11 protein-coding genes and 1 tRNA gene are annotated in these 20,566 nt (G+C 63.1%); 6 read left to right on the top strand and 6 right to left on the bottom strand.

Features of this window, described 5'->3' with window-relative positions; translation table 11 throughout:
• Window positions 1-5 precede the first annotated feature (5 nt).
• Together cobT and EV664_RS10500 are read left to right on the top strand one after the other, a co-directional pair.
• Entirely contained in the window at window positions 6-1,844 is a 1,839-nt protein-coding gene (gene cobT, locus EV664_RS10505) for a cobaltochelatase subunit CobT (RefSeq protein ID WP_133495667.1), read from the top strand.
• Window positions 1,841-2,134 (top strand): ribbon-helix-helix domain-containing protein, encoded by a 294-nt coding sequence (locus EV664_RS10500; protein ID WP_133495666.1) that lies wholly within the window; start codon window positions 1,841-1,843, stop codon window positions 2,132-2,134. Before cobT ends, EV664_RS10500 begins: the two co-directional genes overlap by 4 nt.
• Here EV664_RS10500 and EV664_RS10495 read toward each other — a convergent pair.
• From EV664_RS10495 to EV664_RS10485, 3 genes are all read right to left on the bottom strand, one after another.
• Window positions 2,103-3,245 (bottom strand): AAA family ATPase, encoded by a 1,143-nt coding sequence (locus EV664_RS10495; protein ID WP_133495665.1) that lies wholly within the window; start codon window positions 3,243-3,245, stop codon window positions 2,103-2,105. The two genes, EV664_RS10500 and EV664_RS10495, sit on opposite strands and share 32 nt — an antisense overlap.
• 27 nt (window positions 3,246-3,272) lie before the next feature.
• Window positions 3,273-7,898, bottom strand: coding sequence for an NAD-glutamate dehydrogenase (locus EV664_RS10490; RefSeq protein ID WP_133495664.1), 4,626 nt, complete (start codon window positions 7,896-7,898; stop codon window positions 3,273-3,275).
• Between the two features lie 64 nt (window positions 7,899-7,962).
• Entirely contained in the window at window positions 7,963-8,772 is an 810-nt protein-coding gene (locus tag EV664_RS10485) for a PAS domain-containing protein (protein ID WP_373287507.1), read from the bottom strand.
• Between the two features lie 199 nt (window positions 8,773-8,971).
• Here EV664_RS10485 and EV664_RS10480 point away from each other — a divergent pair.
• Window positions 8,972-9,047: transfer RNA gene (locus tag EV664_RS10480), tRNA-Thr, on the top strand.
• 182 nt (window positions 9,048-9,229) lie between these two features.
• Here the strand turns inward: EV664_RS10480 and EV664_RS10475 are convergent.
• From EV664_RS10475 to EV664_RS10465, 3 genes are all read right to left on the bottom strand, one after another.
• Window positions 9,230-11,917: a glycoside hydrolase family 3 C-terminal domain-containing protein gene (locus tag EV664_RS10475; RefSeq protein WP_133495663.1), complete on the bottom strand. Its 2,688-nt coding sequence runs from the start codon at window positions 11,915-11,917 to the stop codon at window positions 9,230-9,232.
• A 39-nt stretch (window positions 11,918-11,956) separates the two neighbouring features.
• A complete protein-coding gene (locus EV664_RS10470; RefSeq protein ID WP_133495662.1) occupies window positions 11,957-13,501 on the bottom strand; it encodes a tryptophan halogenase family protein in 1,545 nt (514 codons plus the stop codon).
• Between the two features lie 62 nt (window positions 13,502-13,563).
• The gene (locus EV664_RS10465; protein ID WP_244923130.1) at window positions 13,564-16,590 is read right to left on the bottom strand and encodes a TonB-dependent receptor; all 3,027 of its coding nucleotides are present in this window, start codon (window positions 16,588-16,590) and stop codon (window positions 13,564-13,566) included.
• A gap of 317 nt (window positions 16,591-16,907) precedes the next feature.
• Here EV664_RS10465 and EV664_RS10460 point away from each other — a divergent pair, with 317 nt between their 5' ends.
• Genes EV664_RS10460 through EV664_RS10450 form a run of 3 tightly spaced genes read left to right on the top strand, consistent with a single transcriptional unit; the run spans window position 16,908 to window position 20,556 of the window.
• A complete protein-coding gene (locus EV664_RS10460; RefSeq protein ID WP_133495660.1) occupies window positions 16,908-17,594 on the top strand; it encodes a SapC family protein in 687 nt (228 codons plus the stop codon).
• Between the two features lie 23 nt (window positions 17,595-17,617).
• Window positions 17,618-18,607 carry a cupin-like domain-containing protein gene (locus tag EV664_RS10455; protein WP_229668213.1) on the top strand — a complete coding sequence of 330 codons (990 nt, stop codon included), beginning with the start codon at window positions 17,618-17,620 and terminating at the stop codon, window positions 18,605-18,607.
• Window positions 18,608-18,660: 53 nt separating this feature from the next.
• Window positions 18,661-20,556, top strand: coding sequence for an NPCBM/NEW2 domain-containing protein (locus tag EV664_RS10450; protein WP_133495728.1), 1,896 nt, complete (start codon window positions 18,661-18,663; stop codon window positions 20,554-20,556).
• Window positions 20,557-20,566 lie beyond the last annotated feature (10 nt).

Genomic DNA, 20,566 nt, shown 5'->3' with positions numbered 1-20,566 from the left:
GAGCCATGGCCGACCGCTCCCGCCTCGACGCCTTCAAGGCTGCGCTTGCCGGCACCGCGCGCGCGGTGTCGGGCAAGGAGGATGTCGAGCTTGCCTTTTCGGCCGAAAGCCCGACCATGTCCGGGCGCAATATCCGGGTGCCGATGCCGGGGCGGACGCTGCCAGCGGATCAGGTGGCCGAAGCGCGCGGCTTTGCCGACGGCTTTTCACTCCGCCTGAAATATCACGACAGCGCCAAGCATCGTAAGGCTGCGCCGTCCGAAGCAACCGCGCGTGCGGTGTTCGACGCGGTGGAAACCGCGCGGGTCGAGGCGCTTGGGTCGCGCGGCTATGAAGGCATTGCGGCCAATCTCGACCGTTCGCTGGAAATGCGGATGAAGTCCGACCCGATCGCGCGGGCAAAGGCGCGCGACGAGGTGCCGCTATCGACCGCGGTGCAGTTGATGGTGCGCGAACGGCTGACCGGCAAGGCACCGCCCGAACGCGCGCGCGCCGGGCTGGAAATGCTGCGCGGCTGGATCGAGGAGAAAGCGGGCAAGGCGCTCGATTCGCTCAGCCTCACCATCGACGATCAGGAAAGTTTTGCGCGTCAGGTTTCGCACCTCCTGCAAGACCTTGAGCTGACCGAGGGCGAGGTTACGCCTGAGGATAGCGAAGGCGAATCCGACGCCGATGAAGACGGCACCGAGGATCAGCCCGACGAAGAGGGCGATAGCGAGCAGGAACAGGGCGCCGAGGGTCAGGGCGATGTCGATGCGCGCGGCGAACAGCGTCAGGACGAGCTGAAGCACGGCGAGGAAGACGACGAGGGATCGACCACTGAGGGCGATGCCGAATCCGAGGGCAGCGAAGGCGATGAGGGCGAGGAAGGCATGATGCCGGTCCGCCCCAACCGGCCATGGTCCGACCTTCCCCCGACCTATGAATATAAAGCCTATACCGAGAAATATGACGAGATCATCGCGGCGACCGATCTTTGCGACGCCGATGAACTCGAACGGTTGCGCAGCTATCTCGACCAGCAGCTGACGCATTTGCAGGGCGTGGTGACGAAGCTCGCCAACCGCCTGCAACGCCGCTTGATGGCGCAGCAATCGCGCAGCTGGGACTTCGATCAGGAGGAAGGGCTGCTCGATGCCGCGCGGCTGGCGCGCGTCGTGGTCAATCCGGGCCAGTCGCTCGGCTATAAGGTCGAACGCGACACCGAATTTCGCGATACCGTCGTCACGCTGCTGATCGACAATTCGGGATCGATGCGCGGGCGGCCGATTTCCATCGCGGCGATCAGCGCGGACATCCTTGCCCGCACGCTGGAACGCGTCGGGGTGAAGGTCGAGATTCTCGGCTTCACCACCCGCGCATGGAAGGGCGGACAGTCGCGTGAACAATGGCTGTCGGACGGCCGGCCGCACAAGCCGGGGCGGCTCAACGACATTCGCCACATCATCTATAAACAGGCGGATGAGCCCTGGCGGCGGGCGAAGAAATCGCTCGGTCTGATGATGCGCGAAGGGCTGCTGAAAGAGAATATCGACGGCGAGGCACTGCTCTGGGCGCATAACCGGCTGATCGCGCGGCCCGAGGAGCGCAAGCTGCTAATGGTGATTTCGGACGGTGCGCCAGTCGATGATTCGACGCTCAGCGTCAATTCGGGCAGCTATCTCGAACGCCATTTGCGGCAGGTAATTGCGTGGATCGAGGCGCGTTCGCCGGTGCAATTGTCGGCAATCGGCATCGGCCATGACGTGACCCGTTATTATGCGCGCGCAGTGACGATCATGGATGCCGAACAGCTTGGCGGGACGATGATCGATCAGCTTGCCGGGCTGTTCGACGTCGAATGACCGGCATTGCGCCGCCGCCGGGGGGCTTTGTCGGCCCGGTCAAACGGTCGGTGACGATTGCAGGGCATGAAACCTCGATCAGCCTTGAACCGGTATTTTGGCGCGCGCTGGAGGCGGCAGCCGCGGCGCGCGACCTGCCGATGAACGCGCTGATCGCGCGCATCGACCTTGCCCGCATCGAAAGCGATACCGCCCCCAACCTCGCCAGCACGATCCGAAGCTGGCTGATGGCCGAGGCGCTGCGTGCGGAACGCAGGATCAGCGGGAGGGCCAGTTCCAGCGAGGCATGACGTCGCTGCCGCCCGTCACCGTTTCCCCAAGCCGTTTTTCGAGCGTGATACGCTGTCCCTCATCAAGCGCATCTACCAGCGCCTGCGAATGGCTGACGACTACGATCTGGGTGGTCCGTGCGGCGTGCCGGAGCAGCCGCGCCAGAGGTTCGATGAGATCGCCGTGAAGGCTTGCCTCAGGTTCGTTGAGCACCATCAGCTCAGGCGGACGCGGCGAGAGAAGCGCAGCGGCGAGCAGGATATAGCGCAAGGTGCCGTCGGACAGTTCACGCACGTGAAGCGGACGCAGCAGCCCGGGCTGCCGCATATGCAGAGTGAATTCTTCATCGACGCCGATGCTTGCGCCTGAAAATGCATCGGCAATCGTGTCCGCCAGCGAATCGGCATCGCCGATCTCGATAATCGTCTGGATCGCGGCGGCCAGATCACCGCCGTCGCTCCCCAATCTGGGCGTGAAGGTTCCAACGGCGGTGAGCCGCGCCGGGGCATCGCGGTCGGTTCGCAAATCGTCATAGAAGCGCCACCCGCGCATACGATCGCGCAACCGCAGCATTTCCAGCCCGTCGCCCGGATCGGCACATCGGGTGACGACAGAGTCGCCCGGCGAAAGCTCCCGGGTCAGTTCCCGCCAGCTCCCGTCATCGATACGCCGGACCCGCGCTGACGGGCCGCGGCGTTCGACAAGGACACTCATTCGATCGAGCACTTCGCCGGTCCACAGCGCTTCCGCCTTTATCTCCGGGTCGCGATCGAAGCGCGAGCCGGACGGGCGCGGCAAGCCGAGGTCGATTGCATATCCATCGTCCGGTCCCGCAAAACCGAGGCGCAAAGCGACAGGCCCCGAACGCAGGGTTCCCTGCACCGGCTGTGTCCCCGCCAGCATCTCCCGGCTGAACTGCTCGGGACCGGCCCACATCGTGGACTGCAGGCCGCCTTCTCTGGCCAAAGACGCAATCGCCGCCCCCGACCCTACGTCCCGCAACAGACGCAGCGCGCGGTACAGGCTGGATTTGCCGCTGCCATTGGCCCCCGTGACGATGGTCAGGGGGGCCAATGGCAGAACGAGGTTACGGATCGAACGATATCCCGAGATGGCAAGCGTCGAAATCATCGTGTCGGCCCGCCCCCTCTTCGCCCCTTACCGTGACAGCAGCACCCGCGCCTGCCCGGCAATCTGTGCCAGCATCGCGGCATTGACCGCAGGCGCGCGGCGGGCGCGGCCGATCAGGTCGACGAACTGCTTCACGCGCGACGCATTGTCGTCGAGCCATTGCTCGACCCGCTCCTTCGGGTCTTCGCCATCGACCCGGCCGAGGAAATCAAGCCGCAATTGCTGGAAATCGCGCGCGAGGCCAGCCACCAGCAGCCGCTCCCACGGATCGCCGGTCGAAATCCGCGCCGCCACCGCCTGCGCCCAGTCGAGGCCAAGCGCCTGACCCAGGCGGGTAAAGGCGCGGGTCAGCGTGGTTTCGTCGATATCGCGGCGCTGGCCCAGATCGGCCAGCCCGACCGCGCCGTCTAGTTCGAAGATGCGCACCACCTTTCGCGCCAACGCGGCGGGAGCGCCGGCCTCTTCCAGACGCGCCGAAATCCGCCCGCTTTGCGCGCGCACTTCCTCAAGCAGCAGATGCTTTGCCTGTTTGTCGAGATTGCCGATGCCGCGGCTCAGCCATTCGATGATTTCGCGCGGCGAATCATCGGGTTTGCACACGCGCAGCAGGTCGGCGATCTGCGACCGGGTGGCGACCGCCACCTCTTCGAACAAAGCGATTCGCGCGCCTTCCGAAATATCGGCTTCCTCGATCTCCTTCCACAAAGCGGGCAGGTTGAACAGGCGCTCGGCAACGACGAACATCGCCGCGATATCGCCCATCGCTGCGCCTTCTTCTTCGGCCAGTTCGAAGGGGTGAAGCACGCCCAGCCGGTTGATGATCCGGTTGGCAAGCACCGTCGCAACGATCGGTCCGCGCAGGCGATGTTCGTCGATCGCATCGGCGTACTTCCTGCGCATCGCGGCGGGAAACGCCTGATGCAGGTCGGAACGCAGTTCGGGATCGTCGCCAAGGCCGCGCTCCTCCACCGCATCCTGAAGCGCCAGCTTTGCCGTTGCGAGCAGCACGGCGAGCTCGGGCCGGGTCAGCCCGTCGCCCTCCTGCGACCGGCGCAGCAGATCGTCGTTCGGTGCCAGCCCCTCGACCGCGCGGTCGAGCCGCCCTGAGCTTTCGAGAATCTCGATCACCCGGACATAGCTCGGCACCGCGACCGCACCGTCATTTTCCATGAAGGACAGCGCCAGCGTCTGGAGCCGGTTATCCTCCAGCACCAGCTGCGCAACATCGTCGGTCATCTTCGCAAGCAGCTTGTTGCGCTTGTCGAAATCAAGGCGGCCTTCCATCACTTCGCGGTTGAGCGCGATCTTGATGTTCACCTCATTATCCGAACAATCGACGCCCGCCGAATTGTCGATAAAGTCGGTGTTCACCCGTCCGCCCTTCATCGCGAACGCAATACGCGCGGCCTGCGTGACGCCCAGATTGGCGCCCTCCCCGATCACTTTGGCGCGAAGCTGTTCGGCATTGACGCGGATGCGGTCATTGGCGGGATCGCCGACCTCGGCATTATTCTCCGCCGCGGCCTTGATATAGGTGCCGATACCGCCGAACCAGATGAGGTCGACTGGCGCTTTCAGGATCGCGGAGATGAGCGCAGCGGGATCGATCTCCGCCGCATCCACGCCCAGCATATCGCGGATCTGCTTCGACAATTTGATCGTCTTTTCAGTACGCGAGAAAACGCCGCCGCCTTTTGAGATCAGCTTCTTGTCATATTCGGCCCAGCTCGAACGCGGCAGGTCGAACATGCGCTTGCGCTCATTCCAGCTCGCCTCCGGATCGGGATCGGGGTCGAGGAAGATATGGCGGTGGTCGAACGCCGCTTTCAGCCTGATCGCTTTCGACAGCAACATGCCGTTGCCGAACACATCGCCCGACATGTCGCCGCAGCCCACGACATCGACCGGCTCGCTCTGCACATCGACGCCCATTTCCAGGAAATGACGCTGCACCGATACCCAGCCGCCCTTTGCGGTAATGCCCATCGCCTTATGGTCATAGCCATAGCTGCCGCCGCTGGCGAAGGCATCGCCCAGCCAGAACTCGCGGTCCGTGGCGATCTTGTTCGCAGTGTCGGAGAAGGTCGCCGTGCCCTTATCCGCCGCAACGACGAAGTACGGATCGTTGCCGTCATGCACCACGACGCTGTCGGGATGCACGACATCAGTGCCGACGATATTGTCGGTGATCGACAGGAGCGCGCGGATGAAGATGCGATAGCTTTCCTTGCCCTCTTCGAACCACGCCTCACGATCGGTCGCGGGTGAGGGCAACTGTTTGGGATAGAAACCGCCCTTCGCGCCTGTCGGCACGATGACGGCGTTCTTCACCCGCTGCGCCTTCATCAGGCCAAGGATTTCGGTGCGGAAATCGTCGCGCCGGTCGGACCAGCGAAGCCCGCCGCGCGCCACCGGCCCGGCGCGAAGGTGAATCCCCTCGACCCGCGGCGAATAGACGAAGATTTCGCGCCAGGGCAGCGGCTGGGGCAGACCGGGCACCAGCGACGAATCGAGCTTGAACGCCAGTGCCTCATCGCCTGCCGGGGCATAGGCATTGGTGCGCAGCGTCGCCTGCACCACCCCGCGATAGTTGCGCAGGATGCGGTCGTCGTCGATCGCCGACACATCGGCCAGCCCCGCCTCGATCGCGGCATCGGCCTTCGCCATCGCCTCGTCGCGATTCCCCTCATGGTTGGGGTCATGCGCCGCAGCGAAGCGCTCAATGAGGGCATTGGCGACATTCGGTGCGCCGCGCAGCGCGTCGACCACGGTGGTGAGGCCATAGGACATGCCGGTCTGGCGCAGATAGCGGAACCATGCGCGCAGCCACACCACGGCGGCGGGCGTCATCCCCGCTTCGACGATCAGGCGGTTGAACGCATCATTCTCCGCCCGATTTTCCAGCACTGCGGCAATCGCACCCTCAACCGTTTCGCGGTCGAACGGGCGGTCGGGATCATAGCCATTGGCCAGCGACACTTCGAAATCATGGATGAACGGGCGGTCGCTGCCGTCGAGTTCGGTCGGCACTTCCTCAACCACGCGGAAACCAAAATTCTCGAACACCGGCACCGCGTCGGACAAGGGCAGCGCACCGCCCAGCCGGTAGAGCTTGATCCGGATACGGCCCTTCACCCCGTCCTGCGGGATGATCCGCACCGCCCGCGCGCTCGAATCGGCGAGATCGGCGATATGGACCAGATCGCGCGCCGCCTCCTCGGGGTCGTTCGAATTGCGATAATTGGTCGGGAAGCAATTGGCATAGCGCATGGCGAGCCGCGTCGCGCGCTCCACCCCCTGATCGGCGAGCGCCGCCTCGACACCGGGGCGCCAGCCGCGCGCCATGCGCTCGATCCGGGCGTCGAGTTCGTCCGCGTCGGGCATGCGCGCTTCTCCGCGTAGGTCGAGCGTATAGCGTTGCAGCGCGACGATTCCGTCCTCGAGCGAGATCGCCCAGCTCAGCAGATCGGCATTCGCCGCTTCGGAGAGCATGTGCCCGATCGCGACGCGGCGTCCGGTCGATACCTCATCGCGCGGCAGCCAGACGAACGCGAAGAGATGGCGGCCCAGCGCGCTGCGGATCAGTACCAGCCGCGAGCGCGGCCGGTCAGCGATCGACATCGCGGTCAGCACCAGCTTTTCGAGATCAGCGAGCGAGAATGCGACGGTCAGGTCATGCGGCAACGCAGTCAGCGAATGCGTCATCGCCTTGCCCGTATGTCCCTTCGGATCGAAGCCGAGTCGCTTTTCCAGCGTCGCGAGATGCGCTCGCAGCACCGGCACGTCGCGCGGCGGGGTGTGCAGCGCCGAACTCGTCCACAGTCCGGCATGGACCGACAGGCCGACGACCGTATCGCCCTCGATAATCGGCGCGAGCACCAGATCGAGCGGCACCCGGCGATGCACGGCGGAAATCGAGTTGGATTTGAGGAGCAGCGGCGTGGGCTTGCCGTCGCGAAACCATTTCAGCGCGCGCTCGCGCGACGATTCGGCGAGCAGCGGGATGTCGAGCACATCGCGGGCAAGGCCAAGCTGCCCTTCGCTGCGGCCGTTTTCGAACCAGCGTTCATGGCCGAGCAGGGTGAAATTGCGGTCGAGGAACCAGCGCAGCAATGCCGCGCCCTCTTCATCGTCGAGCCGGTCGGCATCGGCGCGCATCGCGCCTTCCAGCGCGTGCCAGTCGGTCACGGCATGGCGAACCTGACTGAGGACGCGCTCAAGCTCCGCCATCAGCTCGCGGCGGGGCTTCGCATCCGCCCGGTCCATTTCGATATAGATCAGCGATTCGGGGTCGCCGCCATTGCCGATATCGGTAAGCTTGCCCTCCGAATCGCGGGCGACCGGCACGACGGGATGAATGATCCGGTCGATCGCAATGTCATGCGCGCCGATCGTGCCGGCGATCGAATCGACCAGAAACGGCATATCGTCATTGATGACGGCGAGCCGCATGCGGCGCTTTTCACCGCGGGTGAATGTATCCAGTTTCAGGACCGGGCCACCGGCCCGGCGTTCGGCGGCGACATCGGCCATGAACCGTGCCGCCTCCGCGCGTTCAACCTCTCCAAATCCTTCGGTTTCTCCGGGTAGCGCGCCTTCGACGAGCCGTGCCTCGAAAGCCTGCGACAGCGACTTTTTGCTCTGCTTTGTCATGCGCTGGCTATGCGCCTCGCGCGCGCCCGGCTCAAGAGGCTGTAAAACGGATCGCCGCTTTGATTCAGTCCGCCGCCCGCAATATCGCTGCACGGACCAGCGGGTCGTCGCCGTCGATACGTGCGACGATGTCGAGCCCGGACGCCGCACCGCGCCGCGCGACGAGCAAGGCGAATTCCTGCTCCCCCGCCTCCAGCGCGACATGTGCCAGCGCCGGACGCGTACGCAGCCGGTCCGCCGCCCGGTCCCCGGACGCCTCTGGCACCGTTCCACCGGGGCCATCGGCCCAGATCGCAGCAATCGGCGGCGTCCTTCTGGGAACCTCCCGCGCGCGTGCCAGCTCGGCGTCGAGCCGCGCCTGCGTATCGGCGTCGACAAGCTCTTTCCAGTTGATGACGCCGTACAGATAGTCGATCGATTCGCCGGTTGCCGAAAAGGGCATCAATATGCCGCGATAGAGCGTTTCATGGCCCCGGCGGCTGACAAATTCCGCCTCGAACCCGATAGGCGTGCGCGTGGCGATGATTCGATGATATTGGTCGGTCAGCCGCGACAGCAGCGACCGGCTGGGCACTTCGTTCAGATGATCGGGAACTGCTACCGCGCCGCATTCCTCTCGCAACCGGTCGCCCAGATAGCGGATCACCGGATCGGCATGGCCCGAGGTAAAATCCAGAAGCACGCTGCTCGGCCCGAAATCGGCAAGATCGCTCGGATCGAGATCGTCGATCAGCGGAAAGGGGCGGCCATGGAGCAGCGAGACCCAATGATTATAGGCGCGCACATGCATCCGCCGCTCATCGCGGGCAATGCGAACCGGGGCGCCGTCAAAAACGTCGAACCCCCTTGCCGGTCGGTTGCTCCGTGCATTCATGTCGCGCGCCGACACCATGTAACCCCATCCTCAATCTTCGGCATGCCAGCGTACAGCTATCGCCCGGCTTTTGCCATCGCCGCCGTAAACAGCCGGTTAAGCCCTGCGGACGTTCGACCGGATGCAATCGGGCGCTTGTCAGCCGCGATGCTTGCTGCTAAGCGCCGCTCCCTCGGGCGAAGGCATTGCCCCGCCCCGTGCCGCTTTAGCTCAGTTGGTAGAGCATCGCATTCGTAATGCGGGGGTCACAGGTTCGAGTCCTGTAAGCGGCACCATTTTCCAACAGGACTGGCACATCATGGCCCGGGCGAGGCTATCGCCGGGATTCGGCGACGCCGGCGTCCGATTGCGGCGATGTCGGCCGCGCGGCGGACGGGTTTCGGCCCATCTGGCCGCGCTGGCTAAAGCGCGCAATCGCTGTTGCGCGCCTGCTGCGCCATCGCCGCAGTTCCGACCTCTATTCCGGCAGGTTCGTCGTGCGATCGATCGTAAGTGCCGCGGATTGACCCGCACCGCCGGTCCCCGGCTGCCCCGATCCGACGCTGATCCGGTAATTTCCGGCAAGCACGCGGTGCACACCATCGGGCGACACGCTGCTCAGATCGCGGGGGGAAAGGTCAAACGTGACCGTGCGGCGTTCGCCGGGGGCGAGCGATACGCGCCGGAAGCCACGCAAAGCGATTTGCGGCGTGCCCGGCGCATCGGGAAAGTCGAGATAGAGCTGCGCGACATCATCGCCCGCACGGCTGCCCGTATTGCGGATTTCGCTCGTCACGCGGACGCCCTGCTCCGCACCGCCCGCAACCGGGGAGACCTCCACCGGGCCATAGGAAAAGCTGGTATAGCTCATCCCCGCACCGAACGGGTACACCGGCTTGCCCTTGAAATAGCGATAGGTGCGCCCCGCCATCGCATAATCGTCAAAGGGCGGCAGATCGTCGATGCTCTTGTAAAAGGTCAGAGGCAGGCGCCCGCCCGGATCGACCTTGCCCGACAGGACATTCGCGATGGCAAGCCCGCCCGACTGGCCCGGATACCATGCCTCCACGATCGCGGCGGCATTGTCCTTTTCCCAGCTGAGATCGATCGGACTGCCGTTCATCAGCACGACGATCAGCGGCTTGCCCGTCGCCTTTGCTGCGCGCAGCAATTCGCGCTGATCGGCGGGAAGTTGCAGGTCGGTCTTGTCCCCGCCCTTGAAGCCGGGAGCATCGACCGGCGCCTCTTCCCCTTCCAGATCGGAGGTCAGACCGACAACCGCGACCAGCACATCGGCCGAGGCGGCTGCCTTTTGCAACTCCGCCCTGGGATCGGTCGAAATCCGTTTCCACACGATGCCGACGCCCGCCGTGCCGTGCGCGTCCGTCGACACCCGGATCGGATAACGACGCCCGCCCTCCAGCTGAAGCGTCTGAAGCTTGGGGATACTGCCCCATGCAGCGTCTTTCAGCTCGGCAAAGGGTTTTCCGTCGAACATCATTGTCCCGCTGCGCCATCCCGACAGGGCAAGGCGATAGGTGCCGGTGACCGGCGGCACGAAATATCCGGTCCATGTGACGCGGTGATCCTCATGCACCTTGGGAAGCGTGGGACTTTCATCATCAAGGCCTGCCGAGACTTTGGTGACGACCGGCTGCGCTTCGACCTTCATCGGGCCGTCATCCTTACCCGCCGCATCCGGAAGGGCGTTGTAATAGCGTGCAGTCAGGCCCTCTTTGCCATCTTCGCTGCGCAGCACTGCTGTAGGCACCGGATCGCCGTCGGTGATCGATGCGCCGGCCGGGGCATGGAGGATCGTCGCACCGGGCATAGCGCGGCCAAGCCCGTCAAGCACCGAGATCGGCGGGGCCGAAGCGGGCGACGAATAATTACCGCGCAGCACCCGCGTCGCATCGGCAAGCGGGCCGATCAGCGCGATTTTCACACCGGGCTTTAGGGGCAGAACACCGTCATTCTTCAACAGCACAAGGCTCTTTTCGGCGGCTTTCAGCGCGAGTTGCTGATGCCCGGCTGTGTTGATCGCGCTTACCGGCACCGGTGCATCCGACCGCAAACCGGGGAGATCGCCGTTGCGATACCGCGCCGAAAATAATCGGATCAACGCGCGATCGACATCGCTTTCGGTAATCAGATGCCGGTCGAGCGCCTCGCGATAGCGCGTCGTCAGATCGGGCGGATTGGGGCCAAGCGTCGCGGTGTGACATTCGCTGTCGACCCCGGCGCGCAACGCAGCCGCGACACCCGCTGCCGGGTCGGGCGCATAGTGATGATTGTCGCTGATATCCTTCACCGCGTCGCAATCGGACACGACATAGCCCTGAAAATCCCATGCGCCGCGCAGATGATCCTTGAGCAGATCGTCGCTGGCACAGGCGGGCTGACCGTCGATACGGTTATAGGCGCACATCACCGACCCTGCTTTCGCCTCGACGAGCGCGGCGCGGAAGGCGGGAAGGTACGTGTCCTCGATATCGTGGCGCGAAACGAAGACATTGGCTTCATGGCGGGTCGGTTCCGGGCCGGAATGGACCGCGAAATGCTTCGGCGTGGCAATGACACGCGGCAGGTCCGGGTCCGGCCCCTGCATCCCTTCGATAAAGGCGACGCCCAGCCGCGCGGTCAGATAGGGGTCTTCGCCATAGGTTTCCTGCCCCCGCCCCCAGCGCGGATCGCGGAAGATGTTGATATTGGGCGACCATGTGTCGAGCCCGGTGCCGATCCGCCCCAGCTTGCCCGTTTCTCGGCCGAGCGTGTGCAGCGCGCGCACCTCGGTGCTGATCACGCCCGCGACATTCTTGACCAAAGGCGCGTCGAAGGTCGCGGCAAGGCCGATGGGTTCGGGGAAATTGGTGGTGGGAACCGGCCCGAGCGCCCCGTGCAGCGACTCGGTCCACCAGTTGTAGGCCGGAATATCAAGCCGGGGGATTGCAGGGGCGACGTTTACAAGCTGCCCCAGCTTTTCGCCGATCGTCATCTTCGCGACAAGTGCGGCGGCCATGTCGCGGGCTTTTTTCCGAACCGGAGAGAGCGCAGCATCGGGTGCAGCATTTAGGGTCGTCTGCGCGCACACGGTTGCGGGTAATATCGCTGCACTGACCAGCAGCAGCGTCCGCGTAATCCGTGCCATGCTTGCTTTGTTCGTCATCCTGCTCCCCTTCTTCATCGGTTCTCGCCGTCCTGCGCGTCACACCGGTTGCAGGCCGTGCTGGTGAATCCTGTCGATCAGGTCGCGGTGGCGCGGCAGGCCCTGCCGCATCCGCTGCGTCTGAACCGCATTTTCGCGCATCGCCTGATCGGCGAGCCGCCTGTCGCTGACCAGCAAGGCGGGTTCGACCTCGGTCTCGAACCCCATGCCGTACAGGACATATTGATAGCTGGCGGGCGGGAAAACCTCCTCCACCCGGTCGAATTCGTCATGAAACCATGGCGATTGATAGCGCCAGAGCAGCATCAGGTCGCGAAGGCGGTCGGGCACCGTTTCGGGCAACCGGTTGTCGCGCCAGAATTCACTGTCTTCGCGCTTGCTCAGCACATAATGCAGCTTCAGGAAATCGATGATCCGGCCCCAGCGATAGTGGGTGGTTTCGTTGAAGCGCGATGCGATGACGTCCATCACCTCCCGACAGGCGGGCAGTTGTTCGGCGATCATCTTTGCCGACAATTCGATCAGCACGATTGCCGAAGCTTCGAGCGGTTCGAGGAACCCCGCCGCTACGCCCACCGCAACGCAGTTACGCTTCCAGAAGGTTTCGCGATGGCCCGACCGGATGGCGATCTGTCGGATCGGCAAATCCGCGCCTCCGGGGCCGAGATAGGCGCGCAATTCGCGCTCCGCCGCGTCCTGCGACTGGTGGCGGCTCGAATAGACATGGCCGATGCCGCGCCGGGTGGGCAGGCCGATATCCCAGATCCACCCCGCCGATTGCGCGGTCGATATCGTATGCGTCGCGATCGGGCTGTGCTCGTCGGGATAGGGCATCTGCACCGCAAGCGCGGTGTCGCAGAACAGAATGTCCGAACAGTCCTTGAAACCAACGCCCATGGCGTCGCCCAGCAACAGCGAACGAAATCCGGTGCAATCGATGAACAGGTCGCCCGCTATCTCGCCCGCCTGTTCGGTGTCGATGGCGCGAATATCGCCATGTTCGTGAAGCCGCACCTCCCGCACATCGGCAAGAACATGGCAAACACCCAGTTTCTCGCAGCAATGGCGCTGCAGAAACGGCGCGAACTTTCCGGCATCAAGATGATAGGCGTAATTGGCAACGCCGTCATATTCGGGCGTCGCGATCGTTTTGGGGGCAAGGCCGTCATCGCACAATCGCCCCTGCGGACAAACGGCGTCGCAAAAACTGCTCGCTTCCTGCTGTGCCAGCCAGTGCGGAACCAGATTGAGCTTCGAAAAATGCTGCGGCAGCATCAGCGGGTGATAATAAGCGTCGTCCGCCGCACCGGTGGTCCAGCGCGCGAAAAGCGCCCCTTGTTTGAACGCGGCATCGCATTCGCGGAAAAAGTCGGTCTCCGACACGCCGATCCGCGCTAGCGTGCTGCGCAGCGTCGGCCAGGTGCCTTCCCCCACGCCCAGAATCGGCGTGGTCGGCGATTCGACCAGAGTGACGGTCAGGTCATGCGGAATGCGCGCGCGGTGCTTCGCCGCGATGAGTCCCGCCGTCAGCCATCCGGCGGTCCCGCCGCCGACGATCACGATATGTCTGGTCCGCGCTACCATGAAAAACCGTTAAAAAAGTTGCCGGGGACACCAGAGTGACATCCCCGGCAAGAGAGGGAAGGTCAGAAATGGAATCGTGCGCCCGCCGTGAATCTCCGGCCATAAGCGAACACGTCGAGCAACTGATTGTCGAACCGGCCATGGGTGCTCTGCACCTCGTTGGTGATATTGGTCGCTTCGGCAAAAATGTTGAACTGCGGTGTGATCTGATAGCTGGTGCTGAGATCGATCTGCAGGTTCGGGTCTTCAAAGGTCGGTTCTGACCCGAACGCGCCGGTATTCTGATTTTGCCCGAAGGCGCGCAGATATTCGGCGCGATAATTCACCGCCGCGCGGAATTCGAAACCATATTTGTCGAAAAAGCCGATGAAGTTGGCCGAATTGGCAAGGCCGGTAACGGCAAAGCCGCTCAGCGAAATATCGTTCTCGTCATAGGGTTTGTTGGTGCCGACAAAGGTCGCGTTCGCATTGAAGCCGAAGCCGCTGTCACCAAACACATGCTGCCATGCGATTTCGACGCCGCGCACCGTTGCTTCGGGCCCGTTGACCTGCTGCGACACCGCAAAGACCGCCGGTTGCCCGGTAGTCGGATCGATGACATCGTTGATCGTCTGACGCTGTGTCCCGCCGACGATGAAGTTGCTGACATGCTTCAGGAAGAAATCGACCGCGGCATAGGAATTGGGCGCATAATACCATTCGAGGGCCGCATCGAAATTGTCGGAAAGATAAGGCCGCAGCGCGGGTGCGCCGCCGCTTGCGGTCAGTGCGCCGACACGCTGGCCGGTCCCGACACTGGCGACCGGGGTGAGCAGGTTCAGGCCGGGCCGGGTGAGCGTGCGCGATGCATCGAGACGCAGGTGCAGCTTATCGGTCAGCTCCAGTTTCAGGTCGATACTGGGCAGCAGATAGGAATAATTGCTCTTGGTCGACACCGGCTGCGGATCGGATAGTATCACGGTCAGCAGCGTCGGATCGCCTGAATTCTGGACGATCTGCAACGGCACCTGACCAAAACCCGCCGACACGACATGCGTATTTTCGTTGCGGACCCCGGCATTGAAGTGGAACGGCATCCCGGCGAGTTCGACATCGAAATTCGCGCGCAGGAACAGCGCCCAGGTCGTTTCCTGAATGTCGCGGATCGATCCGTTGTCGAGCGCCGTATCGAACGTGCCGGTAAAGTCCGTTCCGACCGTCGGCGCATCATAGTTGAAGCCCGGAATATTCTGCGCCTGCGGATTGCCGAGGCCGGTCAGGAAATTCTGATAATCCTGAGCGGTGAAGCGCAGCAATACCGGCGGCAATGCACCCGAAAATCCGGGGATGAAGTTCTTCGTGCTGACCTCACCCCTGATCAGATCGGCGGGGATCGGAACGCCGGTCGTATTCCCCGATGCCGGACCATAGCCCGAATAGGCCTGCCAGAAATTGTTCACGAACGTATTGCGCTGCCGGAACTTATACCGGTCCTGCAGCCAGGAGCCGCCGAAAGCGAGTTTGAAATTGTCGCTTTCCCAGCGGCCGGTCAGCCGCCCCTGCTTTACGACATCGGTATTCTTCTGCGCCTGAATAACGGTGACGTGCGATCCGATGACAGACGGGTCGGCCCAGCGCGATTCATCGCCCCCCGGACCATAATTGTTGAGTTCGGGCAGCGTGTCGCTGCTGTCGCCGTTGATGACCAGCCCCAGCGACGGCCCGATACCGAAACCATAGCCGATATCGGCATTGGTGCTGGTCAGCTCCCCGCCGGGGTTGAGCCAGCTCTTCGAATAAGAACCATCGGCTTCAACCGAGAAATTGTCGCTCGCCTGCCATTTCACGTTCAGGCCGGTCTGGTTGGTCTGAAGAACCGACGTATCGGTGCCGGCGGTAAAGTCGGTCTGGCTGCCGTCCTGCGTGAAATTGGTGATCGTGCCGTTGTCGTCCAGTTCGACATTGCGCAGCGAACCCTGATTGAACCAGATGCCGAAGCCGAAATTGTCCGACCGCACCTTTTGCCGCGTGAAATTATCGTCGAGCGTCACCATGACATCTTCATTGGGATGCCATTGCAGCGCGATCCGGCCATCGATCCGCTCGTCTTTGGTATAGATTTGCGTCGCGCCATATTGCTGTTCGAACCAGCTTACGACCGATTTTTGCTGGCTGGGGTCGGCGGTCGCATCATCGGTTGGCGCACAGGTGGCAGCGGTCGAACCGGCCAGCTGACATGGCGCGATCCTGCCGCCGGGCCAGCCGGATACGAATACGCGGTTGGTCTGCGTATCGTGCCGCGAATAAATGGCATCGACCAATATGCCGAATGTATCGTCGGCGAAGGTATCGCTGAACAACGCGCCGACGACCGGCACGATCTTGCCCGAATCGTCCTGAATCGATCCCGACGCCGAAATAGCGCCGCGCATCCCCGGCTTGTCGAACGGCTTGGGAAACTGGACATTCACCGTTGCGCCGATCGAGTTGGACGATAGCGTCACATCGGGCGTTTTCATGACCGTCAGGCCGCCGACAAAGTCCGCGCCGACCGTGCTGAAATCGATCGAGCGGCCGCCCGTCGCCGTCGAGATACGGCGACCGTCATACAGCGTTTCGTTGAAATCGCCGCCGAACCCGCGAACCGTAATGCCGGTCGGCTCACCGCGCGGACCCGATCGCTGGATCGACACACCCGGGAGTCGCTGAAGCGAGGCGGCGACATTCGAATCGGGGAATTTCCCGATATCTTCCGAAGAGATCGCATCGACGACACCGGCGGCCTCGCGCTTGATGTCGAGATTGCGCTGAAGCGATCCGCGAATGCCGGTGACGATGATGTCCTTTTGCGGATTGTCGTCCAGGCTGGCTTCCGGATTCTGACCATTCTGCCCCGACCCGCCATTGGGCGCAGTGGCAGCCTGATTGAGCTGCGACTGAGGCGATGCCGGTTCCGGCGCTTCGGCAGGACGGGCCGGGCCGTCATGCTCCGCCGACAGATCGTGGGCAGCGACGGGCGCACCGGCGATGAGCGCAATCATGCTGACAGCACAGCACCAGCCGTTCCGGGCCATGCGATGGCGGCGAATTTCTCTTGGTTCGAACGTCATACCCCTCCACTCCGATATTATTATCGAATTGCGGCGCGGCACCTCTTTGGGATGCCCGCCGGATACGCGGACAGGTCAGAGGGAGTTCAGACGCTTCCCCTTTCAGCTAACGACATAATCAACTCTCCCCGACAATTATTATTCGATAACGCTACCACCAAGAGTTACCGCTATCAATCTATTTGTATGGGTAATGTCCAAGCGCGCGTTCTACGCTTGGAGTAAGCAGCATTTTGGCATAACTTGCCGGAAAAGAATACTCTGCCGGCGTTACTTGTTGCGTCGCAGCAAAAGAGCGAATGGGGGATAGCGCAAACATGACAGAACAACTAACGGCGCTGGATAGCGAGACGCATCGAACGCTGCGGATAGAAAAACCGGCGCATGAGCGGCGTCATTTCGTTGCGATTGCGCCTTCGGAGTTCGCGGTTGCAGCAGCATCCTGTCCGGTCCTGTTTGCCAAGCGGGCCGATACCGGTGCCTTTTATGCAGCCGCGCTCATGGGATTTCGGGAAGGCGAGAATCTGCTCGCCGCCGCCTATGGCGATGCGTCGCGATTCGTGCCGCAGGATGCGATTTGTCAGGGCCTTTTCATCGACGGAGATCATATCGCGATCGACGCTGACCATGCGCGCTTCTCGCATCATTCGGGCGATCCCCTGTTCGAAGCGGATGGCACGCCCGCGCCTGCGCTTCACCGCATCCGCCGGGCGCTCACCGCGCTCGCCGAGGGGGCGGACGAGACGCAAAAGCTGGTCGCAGCATTGAACGCCCATCGCCTGATCGAGCCGCTCGACGTGTCGCTGCAATTCGACGATGGCGAACGGATCGTGCTCGACGGCCTGTACACCGTCAGCCTTGATGCGCTGCACGATCTGGATGATGCAGCGGTGGTTGCGCTGTTCCGCGCGGGGCATTTGCAGCTTGCGCACATCATGGCCGCATCGCTCAGACAATTGCCGCTGCTGGCACAGGCGCGCAACCGTCAACTGACGATGGCCTGAACCCGATGTCGCATGCCGCGCCCGTGGAAGAGACCACCAGTATCGACAGCGCGTCGTTCGCGGATCGGCAGCAGGCGTGCCGACCGTTCGTGCTGCGCGGCCTGTGCGCCGACTGGCCTGCGGTTCAGGCGGCAGGGAAAGGCTGGCCGATATTTGCGCAATGGCTGAAGGAGCGGGCAAGCGGTGCCACGGGCGAAGCCTTTCATGGCAGCCCGGACATTGGCGGGCGCTATTATTATGATGACGCACTGTCGGGCTTCAATTTCGAACGTGAAACGCTGGCGCTCTGCGCCCTGATCGACCGGGTCTCGGCCCGTGCGGCCGGCGGTAGCGGCGATAGCTGGTATATGGGGTCGCTGCCCGCCGATACATTCCTGCCCGGCTTCGCTGCCGACCATCCTATGCCGGTGATCGATATGTCGGTGGCACCGCGTATCTGGGTCGGCAATGCCTCCGATGTCGCATGCCATTACGACATGTTCGACAATCTTGCCTGTGTGGTGGCCGGGCGGCGTCGCTTTACCCTTTATCCGCCTGAATGCATTCATGATCTGTATGTCGGCCCCGTCGACTTTACGATGGCGGGCCAGCCCGTCGCGATGGCCGCCGCCGCGCCGCCGGGGGACCCGCGCTATCCGCGCTTTGCGAAGGCCGCGGCAAAGGCGCACAGCATCACGCTGCATCCCGGCGACGCGCTCTACCTTCCAAAGACATGGTGGCATCAGGTGGAGGCCCTCGATCCTTCCAATGTGCTGGTCAATTACTGGTGGGATGCCCATGCGGCGGGCCCGGATTCGCCCTATGCCGCGATGATGCTAGCGATGATCACGATCGCTGACCGGCCGCCGGCAGAGCGCGCGGCGTGGGACGCCATGTTCGACCATTATGTTTTCCGCAGCGCCGGGCATCCGCTGGCACATCTGCCGGAGGAAAAGCACGGGCTGCTTGGTCCGGTGAAGCAAAATTACGGGCGCATCCGCGCATTGGTCATGCAGATGTTGCGCAACATCTGATGGCCGAACGACAAGGGGGAGAAGGGGTTTTGGCAGTTTCACATCTGGTCCGCATGGCGGCATTCGGCTTGCTGGCCAGTGCCGCGCCGCTGGCCGCGCAGTCGCAAGCACCGCACGATCCACTCACGCCGAGGGGCCATTGGAGCGCGAATACCCGCGGGCGCGCCGCGCTCCCGCCGATGGGCTGGAACAGCTGGAACGCGTTCAACAGCGATATCGATGAGGCCAAGCTGATGGCATCGGCGCAGATCCTGATCGATTCCGGGCTGGCAGCGAAGGGGTATCGCTATGTCGATATCGATGACGGCTGGTGGCTTCGCCGCGACCAGCCCGACGGGCGGATGGTGATCCGGGCGAAGAGCTTTCCCTCCGCCGCGATGCCCGACGGCACGACCAGTTTTCGCCCCCTGACCGACCGGCTGCACGCGATGGGGCTGAAGGCAGGCATCTATTCGGACATCGGCCGCAATTCCTGCGGTCAGGTTTACACATCCGACTTCGCCAATCAGCCCGAAGGCAGCGTGGCAGAGCGCGAAGTCGGGCTGTACGGCCATGTCGATCAGGATATCCGGCTGTATTTCGCCGATTGGGGGTTCGACCTGATCAAGGTCGACGGCTGCGGCATTCGCGGCCTGCCCGTGACCAATCCGAAAGTGACATCAGGCTATCTTCGCGCCTTTGACCCCATCATCGATCTCGAAACGCTGGGGCGAACCGATATTGCGAAGGTGAAGGCGCTGTACGGATCGGTTGCCGACGCACTGGCGCGCTATAATCCCGACGGCGATTATATCTTTTCGATCTGTTTGTGGGGATCGGCAGATGTCCGCGCCTGGGCCAAGGATATGGGCAATATATCGCGCACCAGCGAGGATATTTCACCCAACTGGAGCCGCATGCTCCATAATTTCGACAGCGCCGTGCGTCGCCCGCTCTATGCCGGTCCCGGAAGCTGGAACGACCCCGATATGCTGTTCGTTGGGACTGGCGCGTTCGATGCCGACCACCTGACCGAAGCACGATCGCACATGGCATTATGGGCGATGCTCAATGCGCCGCTGATGATCGGCTATGACCTGCGCAAGGCGACACCTGCCCTGCTGGAAGTTCTCGGCAATCCGCGCATCATCGCGCTCGATCAGGACCCGGCGGGCAATCAGGCGGTGCTCGCTTACGATTCCGACGATGTGCAGATTTTGGTCAAGACGCTGGCTTCGGGGGAAAAGGGGGTCGCGATCGTCAATCGCACCGCCGCGCCGGTCGATGCGCAGCTTACCGCCGATCATCTGAAATATGCGGGCAAGGCGCCGATCACCCTCACCGATTTGTGGACCGGTTCGGACGACAGTTTCACGGGGGAGAAGACTCTTCACCTCGCACCCCATCAGACGCTGATATTCGCGGCAAAGGGAACGCGGCGCCTGTCCGACGGACTGTTCCTCTCGGAAATGCCCGGCAGCATCAATCCGGCGGTCGATGGCGTCGTCGTGCCCGAGGACGAGCCGCTTATCCATCGCGGTATCCTGCCCTGGCAGGGAACGCGCGGCACCGGTCAGCATCCGCGCTATGGCGGGTGGGGCGGGGCTGAGGCGGATGCCACGCCGTTCGGCAAGATGCTTGGTTCGGGCGGGCATGACTTCCACACAGGGATCGGTGTGCTCGCCGGTTCGCGGCTTGAGGTCCGAAACAAGGGCTATGCCCGCTTTCAGGCGCAGGTCGGCATGGACGACAGCGCCCGCGACCGCAGCCAGCCGGTGACCTTCTTCGTCTATGGCGACGGCAGGCTGCTCGCCCGGTCGAAACCGGTCGCATTTGGTGATGCGCCGCAACCGATCAGCGCGAATGTACGCGGCGTGAAGCTGATCGAACTGGTTGCCCGCACGCCCGAAGCGGTTCGCTTTCCGGACCCGGTCGTATGGGGCGATGCCGCACTGGTTCAGGGAAAATAATCAACGGGAG

Origin of the sequence: Stakelama pacifica (assembly GCF_004361835.1) — a bacterium.
In the GTDB taxonomy this organism is placed as follows: Bacteria; Pseudomonadota; Alphaproteobacteria; order Sphingomonadales; family Sphingomonadaceae; genus Sphingomonas; species Sphingomonas pacifica.
The sequence above is the reverse complement of the archived record's forward strand: the minus strand, read 5'-3'. Positions and strand labels throughout refer to the sequence as shown.